Annotated in this window: 10 protein-coding genes; 3 read left to right on the forward strand and 7 right to left on the reverse strand. The window is 38.4% G+C overall.

The genetic code is table 11. From position 1 onward, the window contains the following. Positions 1–13: 13 nt before the first annotated feature. Positions 14–724: a cytidylate kinase-like family protein gene (locus ELS83_RS04375; RefSeq protein WP_171594310.1), complete on the reverse strand. Its 711-nt coding sequence runs from the start codon at positions 722–724 to the stop codon at positions 14–16. 168 nt (positions 725–892) lie between these two features. Between ELS83_RS04375 and ELS83_RS04380 the strand changes: the two genes are divergently transcribed. From ELS83_RS04380 to kdsA, 3 genes are read left to right on the forward strand one after another with little or no spacing between them, the layout of a single operon-like run. Continuing rightward, positions 893–2,878: a tetratricopeptide repeat protein gene (locus ELS83_RS04380; RefSeq protein WP_171594311.1), complete on the forward strand. Its 1,986-nt coding sequence runs from the start codon at positions 893–895 to the stop codon at positions 2,876–2,878. Between the two features lie 14 nt (positions 2,879–2,892). Further along, positions 2,893–4,167: a replication-associated recombination protein A gene (locus tag ELS83_RS04385; RefSeq protein ID WP_171594312.1), complete on the forward strand. Its 1,275-nt coding sequence runs from the start codon at positions 2,893–2,895 to the stop codon at positions 4,165–4,167. Positions 4,168–4,202: 35 nt separating this feature from the next. After that, the gene (gene kdsA, locus ELS83_RS04390) at positions 4,203–5,021 is read left to right on the forward strand and encodes a 3-deoxy-8-phosphooctulonate synthase (RefSeq protein ID WP_216616365.1); all 819 of its coding nucleotides are present in this window, start codon (positions 4,203–4,205) and stop codon (positions 5,019–5,021) included. Between the two features lie 73 nt (positions 5,022–5,094). Here the strand turns inward: kdsA and ELS83_RS04395 are convergent, their stop codons facing one another. The 6 genes from ELS83_RS04395 to ELS83_RS04420 form a co-directional block, all read right to left on the reverse strand. Then, positions 5,095–6,876 (reverse strand): NADH-dependent [FeFe] hydrogenase, group A6, encoded by a 1,782-nt coding sequence (locus ELS83_RS04395; RefSeq protein WP_283242715.1) that lies wholly within the window; start codon positions 6,874–6,876, stop codon positions 5,095–5,097. 55 nt (positions 6,877–6,931) lie between these two features. Further along, positions 6,932–8,119, reverse strand: coding sequence for an NADH-ubiquinone oxidoreductase-F iron-sulfur binding region domain-containing protein (locus ELS83_RS04400; protein ID WP_171594314.1), 1,188 nt, complete (start codon positions 8,117–8,119; stop codon positions 6,932–6,934). Positions 8,120–8,165: 46 nt separating this feature from the next. Beyond that, positions 8,166–8,633 carry an NADH-quinone oxidoreductase subunit NuoE gene (gene nuoE, locus ELS83_RS04405; RefSeq protein WP_171594315.1) on the reverse strand — a complete coding sequence of 156 codons (468 nt, stop codon included), beginning with the start codon at positions 8,631–8,633 and terminating at the stop codon, positions 8,166–8,168. A 348-nt stretch (positions 8,634–8,981) separates the two neighbouring features. Further along, entirely contained in the window at positions 8,982–10,058 is a 1,077-nt protein-coding gene (gene buk / locus ELS83_RS04410) for a butyrate kinase (RefSeq protein ID WP_171594316.1), read from the reverse strand. 201 nt (positions 10,059–10,259) lie between these two features. After that, entirely contained in the window at positions 10,260–11,597 is a 1,338-nt protein-coding gene (locus ELS83_RS04415; protein WP_171594317.1) for a serine hydrolase domain-containing protein, read from the reverse strand. 341 nt (positions 11,598–11,938) lie between these two features. Continuing rightward, entirely contained in the window at positions 11,939–13,246 is a 1,308-nt protein-coding gene (locus ELS83_RS04420) for an adenylate/guanylate cyclase domain-containing protein (protein ID WP_171594318.1), read from the reverse strand. Positions 13,247–13,260: the final 14 nt, after the last annotated feature.

Here is a 13,260-nt window from a genome sequence, read left to right on the forward strand (position 1 = left end):
TATTAGACCGATTCTAGCCCATCACAATTTGCTTGCCTAGCACTCCTTTTTGCTGCATTAAATTCACGCAGGAGTTTACAATATTTTCCTCATCTAAATTCTTTGAATTATAGATAACATCGAAAACCGTATTTGGCAATGCCTCTTTGTTAAAATAGTTTCTTAGAATCTCTCTTTTTTTATCGATTTCTTCGGCATACTTCAGCATCTCTTCCATACTCAAATTGTAGATTTTCTGTAACTGAGATGCTCTCCACTCCAAGGGAGCCTGCAATTTAATATGAAATGATCTCTCGATATCGTTGGTAAGGACAACCCCTCCTCTACCAATAATAATACAATTGCCTTTACAGGCAAATGAGCGCACTACCTCGGCAATGGTCTTTTTAATTTTTCTGTCGCTCTGATAATACTTACTGGACAGAGCTGATAAAATCTCATCCCAGGTTGATTTTTCTTTTGAATTGAAGACATATTCAATTTTAGCGGGATCCAAATTTAATTCCTTAGCCGATCGCTCCAGAATTTCTTTGGTTAAAACATTCCATCTCTTTCCGGTTTTTGCGCTTAGCTTGGCTGCCAGGCTATTGGCGATATTAATCGCAGTGCAACCGCATTCACGTGAGATGGTAACAACAGGTCCTTCGCAAAACATTTCCTTTTTGGGATCAATAATTTTGGATTCGAACCTTTTTTCCATGTACTTTAACAAAATATTGTCCATATCCACCTCCTAATTAGTTAGTTTAACTCTTTATAATTTAAGCTTTTTTATGCAAAAAAGAAAATGAATTGGCTCGGTTCTTGTTATGTAGAGTGATTATTTAAAAGAAGAAATCGTTAATTTTATAAATTTGTAATTCATAAATTACGCTTACCAAAATAGAAGAGAATGCGCAATAAGTTTGTCCTGATTATTTTTACCCTTATCATATCGATATCACCTCTGGTTTCAGAGGCTCAATTAAACACCAATAATATTTTTGACAAAGGTCGAAGTGCAATTTATTTCGATGATTATACCGAAGCCATTAACAAATTCAACGATATCATCAGGGTAAAACCCTACCTGCCAGAACCCTACTTTTTTAGAGGTTTGGCAAAATCTCACCTCGAAGATTACAATGGTGCCATAGTTGATTATACCAAAGCCATCGAGTTAAATCCGAACTACACATTTGCCTATCTGTATCGTGGAATTGCTAAAAATGCCCTCAAAAGGTTCGAAGACGCGATTATTGATTTCGATATGGCCATTGAATTTAAACCCAACATGGCCGATATCTACTTTAGTAAGGCAAACAGCTTGTTATCATTAAAAAAATACAAGAAGGCCGAAAAGAATTATTCAAAGGCAATTTATATCGATCCCGAAATTATGGGTGCCTATTTAAACCGGTCCATTGTTCGGGAAAACCTGGATGATATCGATGGTGCAATAAAGGATTGTAACAAAGCCATACAATTGAATAATTTCTCGGCTCATGCTTTTGGAAACAGAGGCTATCTTAAATTCAAGAAAGAAGAATACGACGAAGCCATAAAAGATTATAATCGTGCCTTAAAAATAGAGCCAGAAAATACAAGAGTGCTTATGGCAAGAGCTTTTACCAATTACCAGCTAAAAGATTTGCAAGGCACAATGGATGACTACAATAAAGTTCTCGAGATAGACCCAAACAATGCACACTGCTATTACAATCGTGCACTGTTAAAATCGGAAATTGGCGATTACAATTCAGCCATTGAAGATTTTAATAATGTATTGGAGATGAATCCGGATAACATGTTGATTTACTTTAACAGGGGATTTGTAAAGATGGATATTGGTGATTTGTATGGTGCAATGGATGATTTTAGCACTGCCATTCGAATTTATCCTGATTTTGCGAAAGCCTATTTAGCCAGGGCATCGGTTAAGCGCGATTTGAATGATGAGAAAGGTGCAATGAAAGATCGCTACCAGGCTCTTCAAATTATCGACAGGTACAAGGCAATGAAGAACGAAGGCAAAATGTCGGCTTTTGTAGATACTACCGAAAACTTTCAGCGTTTGATCGACCTGAATTCAAGAGAGTCCTTTACCGAAGAAGTTATTAAAGGGAGAGTACAAGATAAACGTGTGAGTATTGAGCTGGAGAATAACTTCCACATTACTCATTTAAGTATGGATAGTTTGCGAGCTGGTAAAATTCAATACTACGATCAAACGATCATGAAATACAACCAGAAACAAAATTATCATCCGGCTTTCACCATATCTAACCATAACAGAAGATACCCGAAAGCATTGGTCGACAAACAGGTTTCACTTGCTCAAAAACAGATTGAATCGGAAGAAGCAAGTGCTTATTTCCACCGAGGCAGCTACCAGTTAATGGATAGGAAATACAACAAAGCCATAGCTGATTTCAATAAAGCACTGGAGAAGGATCCAAGCTTTTTATTCGCATATTTTAACCGTGCCAATGCACTTGTTGCGATGACCGATTACATTCAGTCCATAGGTGGTGGAGCCGAATCGGTTGTGAGTTTAAGACCCGATGAAAACAAAAATAAAAATGAGGTAATTGTTGATTATTCAAGCGCAATAAAAGATTATACCAAGGTGATACAATTGGACCCTTCGTTTAGCTTTGCCATATTTAACAGGGCCAATGCCTACGCCAAATCGAAACAGTTTAAAAGAGCGATTGCTGACTATGATTGGGCCTTACAGCTGGACTCCAACTTTAAAGAAGCCTATTACAATCGAGGTTTGATTTACCTTTTCTTAGATGATAAAGCGTTGGCTTATGAAGATTTAAGTAAGGCAGGTGAACTCGGGTTAATCGATGCTTACAACGTAATTAAGCGTTACTGTAATAAACCAGACTAAAGAATTAAATCAAAATGACTCCAAATCAACCTTTAGCTGAACGACTTCGGCCAAAAGATTTATCGAATTATCTTGGACAAAAGCATCTTGTTGGAGAGAAAGCGGTACTGCGTAAAATGATTGAATCGGGTAACATCTCTTCTTTTATTTTATGGGGACCTCCTGGGGTGGGAAAAACAACACTGGCAAAGATTATAGCCAACCAGCTCAATCGACCGTTTTATACACTGTCGGCAGTAAATTCAGGGGTAAAAGATGTGCGTGAAGTGATCTCAAAAGCTGAAAGCCAGCGCTTTTTCTCAGCTCCAAATCCCATTCTATTTATCGATGAGATTCACCGTTTTAGCAAATCGCAACAAGATTCGTTGTTGGGAGCTGTAGAAAATGGAACAGTAACTCTCATTGGTGCAACCACAGAAAATCCTTCTTTCGAAGTGATTTCGCCCTTGCTTTCGAGATGCCAGGTTTATGTATTAAAGGCACAGGAAAAGGAAGAATTGGAATTCTTAATTGATCATGCAATCGAGAATGATTCCTATCTGAAAGAAAGAAACATTAAGGTTGAAGAAAAAGATGCACTGCTTAAATTTTCGGGTGGGGACGCAAGAAAACTTCTCAATATTCTGGAATTGGTAGTCAACTCGCAAACCAGCGAAGAAATTCATATTACCAACGAACTGGTAACAAAGGAGCTTCAGGAAAATCCCTCCATGTATGATAAAGATGGGGAACAGCATTACGATATTGCCTCTGCCCTGATTAAATCGATTCGAGGAAGTGACCCAGATGCTGCAGTTTATTGGCTTGCCAGGATGATTGAAGGTGGTGAAGATCCTAAATTTATTGCTCGTCGATTGGTGATTTCGGCCAGTGAAGATATTGGCCTTGCCAACCCCAATGCCTTGCTACTCGCCAATGCATGTTTTCAGGCTGTAAACCTGGTTGGAATGCCAGAATCCAGAATTATTTTATCGGAAGCTGCCATTTACCTTGCAACTTCTCCAAAGAGTAATGCTTCCTACCTGGCCATTAAGAAGGCACAAGCTTTGGTCAAAGAAACAGGTAATTTATCGGTGCCTTTACACCTAAGAAATGCACCAACAAAACTGATGAAGAACCTGGATTATGGCAAGAATTACAAATACTCGCACGATTATCCGGGAAACTTTGTAGAGCAAGACTATCTGCCAAAAGAGATTATAAATCAAAGATTATATATCCCACAGCAAAATGCACAAGAGTCAAAAATTTGGGAGAGATTAAAAAATTGGTGGAAGAATCGATTCTAAAATGTTTACTTTTGCCCTGAATAAAATTGAATATCATGATTAAAAATATTCCAAATATCAAACACGCAAATAGTGGTAACTTTTTCCTTTTGGCCGGACCATGTGCCATTGAAGGGGAAGAAATTGCCATGAGAATTGCCGAGAGAGTTGTTGAAATTACCAACAAACTTGAAATTCCTTACATTTTTAAAGGTTCGTACAGAAAAGCAAACCGATCGAGACTGGATTCTTTTTCGGGCATTGGTGATGAAAAAGCTCTAAAAATCCTGAAAAAGGTAAGCGATACTTTTGGAGTACCAACTGTAACCGACATTCACAGCGCAGAAGAAGCTGCTATGGCGGCTGAATATGTTGATGTATTGCAGATTCCGGCTTTCCTATGTCGTCAGACAGATCTATTGGTTGCTGCAGCGAAAACGGGTAAGGTTGTGAATATCAAAAAAGGTCAGTTTTTGGCTGCTGAATCGATGAAATTTGCCGTTACCAAAGTTCGTGAATCGGGCAACGACCAGGTGGTTCTTACCGATCGTGGTAATATGTTTGGCTACCAGGATATGATTGTAGATTACAGGGGAATTCCTGTGATGCAGGAAAACAATTGTCCGGTAGTTTTGGACATCACCCACTCTTTGCAACAGCCAAACCAGGCTGGTGGAGTAACAGGTGGACGTCCTGAGCTAATTGAAACAGTTGCCAAAGCAGGTATTGCAGTAGGTGTTGATGGAATCTTTATCGAAACACATCCTGATCCTGCCAATGCTAAATCTGATGGAGCAAACATGTTGCATCTTGACTACCTTGAAGATTTGCTTACCAAACTTGTGGCAATCAGAAAAACGATCAATCAGTTCTAGAAGAACAGAATAGATATCATACAAAAGATCCGGCCTAAGCCGGATCTTTCTTTTTACACAAAATTACCATTTTCTAGTACTGCTCACGCTTCACATAACTGGTGTGAAGTAACTTGTGAGATTTATGACTTAGAGGTTCTTCAAGGAAGTCTTTGTAAATCTGAACAATTTCAGGATTCTCGTGCGATTTTCTAATTGGCAGTTCGCAATCTTCAGCATAAATGGCTTCCATACGTTTCATACGTACTTCATCATCTACTGGGTAAGGCTGACCACCACCTCCCAGGCAACCACCCGGACAGGCCATGATTTCCACGAAATGATAGAATCTTTCACCATTCTTGATGTCATCCATTAAACGATGTGCATTTTCCAAACCATTTGTAATGGCACATTTCAGCTCAACACCTTCAAGGAAATTCCAGTCTGCAACTGTTCCTTCAATCTTAATCGAAGCTTCCTTAACGCCTTCAAGACCACGAACAGGAAGAATTTCAAGATTTTCGAAAGGTACTTCCCTGCCAGTAATAATTTCGTAAGCAGTACGAAGAGCTGCTTCCATTACACCACCGGTAGCACCAAAGATGATACCAGCTCCGGAACCTGTACCCATAATTGAATCGTAGTTCTCATCGCTTAGCTTTTCGAACTCGATACCCGCTTGTCTGATCATTACTGCCAATTCACGAGTTGTCAGAACGTAATCCACATCCTTATACCCACTATCCTTCATCTCTGGACGGTTGGCTTCGTATTTTTTCGCCGTACAAGGCATAATGGATACGGATATGATATTTTGAGGCTCAACACCAATGTTTTTAGCGTAATAAGTTTTCGCCAATGCGCCAAACATCTGCTGAGGCGATTTACAAGTTGAAAGATTTGGCAAATACTCAGGGTATTTGTGTTCGATGTATTTCACCCAACCTGGCGAACATGAAGTTGCCATAGGAAGAGCTACATCAGGATCATCTTCTACCAATGCACGCTTCAACCTGGTCAACAACTCGGTTCCTTCTTCCATAATGGTAAGGTCGGCAGTAAAATCGGTATCCAAAACAGAATCGAAACCTAAACGACGAAGAGCCGATACCATTTTACCAGTTACGCGAGTCCCAGCACCCAAGCCAAGTTCCTCACCTAAACCAATACGAACAGCCGGAGCGGTTTGTACCACAACATGAGTATCAGGATCTGCGATGGCATCCCATACCTTCTCAACATATGATTTTTCGGTTAAAGCACCAGTTGGACAGTGAACGATACACTGGCCACAATTTGTACAAACTACCTCATCAAGGGCACGATCGAATACAGTCGAAATTTTCATTTCCGATCCTTTGTGTGCTACCGCAATTGCACCTACACTTTGAATTTCGGCACATGTGCGAACACATCTCTGACAACGAATACATTTTGAATCATCTTTCTCCAATGCAGGAGAAATTCTGTCAACCGTATAGTTTTTATCAGGTACCAAATCGATAAAATCCTGGTTGGTAATCTGATACTCAGCGGAAAGTTCCTGCAATTCGCAGTGACCGTTTCGATAACACTTGGTACACTCCTCGTTGTGCTCGGTAAGCAACAATTCGATGATGTGCTTACGACAGTTACGTACTTTAAGGGTATTTGTATTAATTTCCATGCCTTCTGATACAGGCATTGCACAAGATGCAACAAGCTTATTGTTTCCAACTTGTTCTACTACACAAACACGACAGTTACCTGCAACGCAAAGGTCTTTGTGATAGCATAAGGTTGGTATTTTAATATGGAGTTTTTCTGCTGCTTCGAGAATGGTTTTTCCCTCTTCTACGCTAACAGCTATTCCATTGATTGTTAAATTTACCATGTTTGACATATCAAATTTCTTTTTAATGGTTTAAATAAATTGGAATTAGCTCTTGTTAGTAAATCATTTCCTCACGGAAATTTTCTACAATCGAAGAGAATGAATTTGCCACTGACTGGCCCAAACCACATTTTGCAGTCAACTTCATGGTATCTGTAAGTTTAAGCAAATGATCAAGATAAGAGGCAGGTTTTTCGCCGCGTTTCACAGCTTTAATCCCTTTTAATAGTTGCTGACAACCAACTCTACAAGGAGTACATTGTCCGCATGATTCCTCCTCAAAGAAATCAAGGTAATTATTCAATACATTGTACATTGAGCGGGAACTGTTGAAGATCATCATCGATCCTCCTGTAGGTAATGAAATACCTGTTAGTTTTCCCTGGTATCCAATGGTTGTTTTTCCAAATCGTTTACGAGGCACAAGGAAACCCGAAGCACCACCAACCTGAACTGCTTTGGTGTCACCATCACCAAAATCGTCCACGAAATCTTGTACCGTCATCCCCAATTCAAGCTCATAAATACCTGGAATAGGAGTATCTCCAGAAACTGAAAACACTTTCGATCCGCGTGAATCTTTCACACCCAACTCGCGGAATTTCTTAGCACCATACTTCAGAATGGTATATGAATGTGCTAAAGTTTCAACATTATTAATAACCGTTGGTTTATTCATGTAACCAATCTCGGTTGGGAAAGGTGGTTTATTTCTAGGCTCACCGCGTTTTCCTTCCATCGATTCAAACAGAGCACTCTCCTCACCACAGATGTATGCACCGCTACCCATGAAAATTTCCACACGGAAATCTAAACCTAGTTCATCTAATATATCATGAAACTTTCTTAGCTCCTTTTTTAGGTTTGGAACCAAGAATCTATATTCTCCTCTTAAATAAATATAGCCTTTCTTTGAACCTATAATTTGGGCACAAACAGCCATTCCGGATAAAACTTTATGAGGCACCCTGGTTAGAATTTCTCTATCCTTAAAAGTTCCCGGTTCGCCTTCGTCGGCATTACATATTACGTATTTCTCTTTATCTTTTTGTTCGGCAGTTAATTTCCATTTTAAACCTGTTGGAAATCCTGCTCCCCCTCTACCCTTGAGACCGGAGTTAACCATCTCATTTATTACTTCCTGATTGGACCTTGCCAATGCATTTCTTAGAATCTCTTTACAATCTTGCTCATTCTTAAAGATAAGGTCGATTCTATGAAGATGTTTTTTAGTTGTTGTCATACCTAAGGGTATTTAGAATGTTAGTTTTGCTTTACAAATGTTAGTGTTAGTTTTCTTCGCGATACTCACGTAGAATATCCACAACCGATTCTTCTGTTAATTCTGTATAAACATCATCATTAACCAGCATGGCAGGTGCTTTATGACACCACCCTAAACAGTTGGTCTGAAGAATTGTAAATTTCTTATCGACAGTTGTTTCGCCGACTTTAATTTTTAGGAAGTTCTCAATTGCCTGAATGATTTGGTTTTTGCCTTTCATTGCACAGGTAATTGTTTTACAAACACGAATTACATACTTGCCGCGTAGGTCTGTATCGAGGAACGAATAGAATGTTGCCGTTCCGTAAACATCTGCTGCAGGTATGCTCATTTCTTTAGCAATCTTCAAAATTGCCTCTTCTGATAGGTATCTTTCCTGATCAATTACTCCCTGAAGAATTGGAAGCAAACTTTCGCGATCAGTACCATGTTTGGCAACTAAATCATGCACTAATTTTTCTTGAAAATCCATACACTGTAGGTTTAAGGGTTTAATTAATAGAGTTACACTATGAATATAAAAAAATTAAAGAAATTTTTCTCTATTTAAACAAAAAACTCTAACAGTCAACAGATTACTAATAAATACAAAAAATAAGCTTAACTTAACTTAACAACAACTACAAAACCCTAGTAAACAAAAGGCTTTCAGAAGCGTTTTTCCTATAAAAAATTTTCAATACGTTCAACATAAAGTGCCGTATAACACATTTAATTTGAATTTAGACTTTATTTAAAGAAGCAAATAAGATGACAAATCTCATAAAAAAAGCCTTCGGTTAATTACCGAAGGCTTTCTGTATTAAGATATTAAGATATTTTATTCATATACTTTTGGTTCAATTTCATTTCTCAGAACCATATATCCATTCATGGCAAGTGCTTTCATTTCATCTTCGCCCGGATAAACAACTACTGGTGCAATAAACGACACCATATCTTTAATGTAATTCACAAGGTCAGGGTTATGAGCAATACCACCAGTTAAAAGAATTCCTTCGACATCACCTTTTAAAACTGCTGCCATTTCACCAATCGATTTAGCAACCTGGTATGACATTGCATCCTGGATCAATTTTGCTTTTGCATCACCATCTTTCGCTTTCAATTCTACTTCGTAAGCATCATTGGTTCCAAGATGTGCAACCAAACCACCTTCACCTTTAATCATTTTTTTGATATCATCCAGGGTGTATTCACCGCTAAAACACATTTTAGCAAGAGCACCTGTAGGCAATGTACCCGAACGCTCAGGTGAGAAAGGACCTTCTCCGTCTAAAGCATTGTTTACATCAACCACTTTTCCTTTAAGGTGAGCTCCTACAGAGATACCTCCACCAAGGTGAGCAACAATTACATTGATATCTTCGTATTTTTTGTCGATAGACTGAGCAAAAGCACGACCGATTGCTTTTTGATTCAAAGCATGGAAAATTGAGACTCTCTGAAATTCTGGGTGACCAGAAACTCTTGCAACATCAATCATTTCGTCAACAACTACCGGATCGGCAATATAAGCTTTCGCTTTTGGCAAAGATTGAGCAATGTTATCGGCGATAAGTCCACCAAGGTTACTGGCGTGCTCGCCAAGAATCCCAACTCTTAAATCTTCTTTAAGGCGATCATTCACTTCATAAATTCCGGATTCAATTGGTTTTACCAATCCACCACGTCCCACTACTGCTTCAATTAAATCAATTTGAATTTCAGCATCCACCATCTCTTTCATGATGATATTCTTACGAAATTCGAATTGTTCTGTGATCTGATTGAATTCTGCTAATTCTTCCGCGCTATGCTTAATATTTTTCAAGAAGACTGACTTATCACCTTGAAATACAGCAATCTTTGTAGATGTAGATCCGGGATTAATTGCTAAGATTCTACGAGTTTCCATTAGTTAAATAGTATGTTTGTGTTAAGTTGTATTTTTCTGAGTGCAAAAATATCAAACCAAATTAGAATTTAATAGGATTTGCACACATTTTACATGCAAATTTACAATTAAAATTGATTTTAAGTTACAATTTAAAATCATTTCGCAGTAAATACTGCATATTTATTGCATTTAGGACATAAAAAAAGCTGATTGTTACAATCAGCTCCATTCTTGATATTTTGGTAATTTATCTAATGCCATTCGATCCGGTCGCGCTTCAAAATGATTGAACAAATCTCTTTCGGGCCACTCTTTTACCGAGCGGAGTACGCGTCTCATGAGTACATTTAAATCTCTTGTAAAGTCTGAACCTCTCCATGTTGAAGCGTTGGTAACAATTACGAAGCTATATCCATCTACCTGGTGTTTCATTAGGGCTGAAGAACCAGCAAGTGTTCCTGTTCTCCACCATGTTTTTGTCCTGGTTCCTTTCCATCCAATCGGACTATGGCCATTTTTGTTTGGTGTAGTCATATAAGCAATACTTTTCTTGCTCAGGATATCCGGATGGCTATCATCTCCATCAATAGCCAGAAGAAATTTCATCAATTCGGCTGCAGAGGCTACCCAACCGCCAGCACCTCCTAATGCTTCAATGTTATTTCCTCCGTTCGATCTAAAAACGGTTTTCCCCGAACCATCGAAGGCCGATACTTTAATAGCATTGGATTGCTCGTAATATTTTACCTCATTCGCATAATGATCCGTTTCCAGACTTTTCCCCAGGTGCATATCAAATATACCAGCCGGGTTTAGAATCTGTTTCTTTACATACTCTTCATAATCCTGTCCAGAAGCTTTCTCCACCACTTTTTCGAGCATCACATATCCTAAATTTGAATATCCACCTCGGCTACCTGGCGTAAAATGTAATCTTCTGGATAGAGCAAATTGAATTGTAGTTTCGGCAGAGATTGGAGGTTCCACCTTCATTTTTTTTGCAATGGACAAGGGCAAAAACATTGGGTCACCATATTTACTGGAATATCCTGCCGAGTGGCGCAGCAAATGCTCCACTGTAATTCGTTTGCTACGCTTATCCTTAATTTTAGAATAGATGGAGTCATTTAAAATTCCATGTTCCCCAAAAACATAGTCATTCATCTTCAGTTTGCCTTCTTCCTGCAGTTTCATAATTGCAGTGGCTGTAATCAGTTTAGAAACACTTGCAATTCTAAAAATATGAGAAGGTTCAACCTTAATTTCATTTTCCAAATCGGCATAACCAAAGCCTTTGGCATAAAGCAGCTTTTGGTCTTTTACAACTGCAACAGTTGCACCTGCTACTTCCCATTTTTTTAAAAATCGATTGATTAAGCGCTCTGCACGCTCAGTTTCAACACAGTCTGAAAGGGTATTTGATATTCGGTGAGAGACAGCTTCGATACTGCTGTCAAATTCAATTGCCTCAGTTCCTTGCTTGGAGAAGCTAAAATTCCGATCGAAAAAGACCAGGAACAAAACTATTAGAAAAGAAAAAATTCTTCTTACTATCATCCACTAAAAATTCGTTCAACATGTACTTCCAACATCACAACTCATTCAACAACAAGTTAACATGTTCTTTTCTACTTAATTCGGTACAAAAATGTTTATATTTTTTTGAAATTCCATTCTAAATTAGAGTCAATTTAAAAATAACAATAATTTATTCATTAATCACAATAAAAATGCTTTTTATCATCAAATTTATAGTTTTCACACAAATATAGATTGGGCTAACATTCTAATTTAGAACCAATATCAACAGCTGTTTATATTTATCCTAAAAAAATAATCGCTGCCGAAAACTCAATAACGGCAGCGATTCATGAATATTGTATACATATCCTGTTTTTCTATTCTTTGGAACAGGAGCACCGTTCCCCAACCTGGTACACCTGTACTTCATCATCAAATCCTTTCACATGAACTTCACCTAAATCTTTAAAACAGCCTTTGCAATTGAGCATCTCCACAAATTGCCCGCTTACTAAAAATTGTGTTTTAAAATTCTTGTTTAGCTGCTCAATTCTCGAAGCCATAATTACATTCTTGCCTGCTATTGAGAATTGCTTTCGAATTTCGTTCCCGATATTCCCTGTAACAACTTCACCAGAATGCAAGCCAATACCAACCCTTGTAGTGCCACCATTTTCATCGGTGCGCAAATGGTTGATAACCTCAATAATTTCTAAACCGGCATGTAAAGAATCTTTCGCGTGGTTTTCATTCTTTCCGGCAATTCCGAATGAGGCCATAAATCCGTCGCCCAGAATCTGGTGAATAATTCCATTGTTCTTTTCAATAATTCGAATCAAAGGATCGAAAATTGCATTTTGGAATGCGATGGTTTCTTCAGGACTTTGATGATCAGCCATCACGGTAAAGTTTCGAATATCCAGAAACATGATCGATCCAACAACCTTGTGTCCAACTGTATCATTTCGATGAACAATTAATTCGTTGGCAACATCTTTTGACAGTTGCTGTCCCAGCAGAGACTCGATTTCTTTCTGTTCTTCTATGCTATTGAGATAATTATTTACCCTCTTTTTAATTTCGGATGCCACGACTCCTGCAACCAAACCCGCTACAAACAGGCCAAAGCTTCGCATGGTGTAAATTTCTTTCAGTTGCACCACATCATCTTCTGGCTGCAAATATTCTATTCCCCAAAAAGCCACCAGAAAATAGCCAAGGCCCGCAAGCAAACCAGCACCAGCCGATACTTTAAAATCGAGATGCATGGCAGAAAGCATGAGAAGAAGAAAATAAAACAAAAGACCATCGTACTCCAATATTAAAAGAGAGTAATCGTATTTTATCGCGTGATAGAGAACAATGGCAGGCAAACCAAACTCTACAATAATATTTAGAATTAATATCCGCTTGGGAACCAGCAAATTGTTTTTAATGGCATAGGTTAACCTGAAATATATGGCCAGTTCGAACACGCAGAATAACAACCACCAAAATACCAGGCCAGTAAAAAACTGATCTTGATTTAAAAAGTTTCGAAGTAGGTTCGGCGCCAGGTAATGCAGAACAGGAAGTATTAAAGAACCAAAAATAAAAAGGCCTAAAATTATACCAACTCTCTTTCGCTCTATCCTGAGAAACTCAGGATGTAAGGATTCGCTAAAATGATCATGAGGACGAAACATGGTGCTTGATTTTT

It is taken from the genome of Marinifilum caeruleilacunae (assembly GCF_013141825.1).
Taxonomy (GTDB): domain Bacteria; phylum Bacteroidota; class Bacteroidia; order Bacteroidales; family Marinifilaceae; genus Marinifilum; species Marinifilum caeruleilacunae.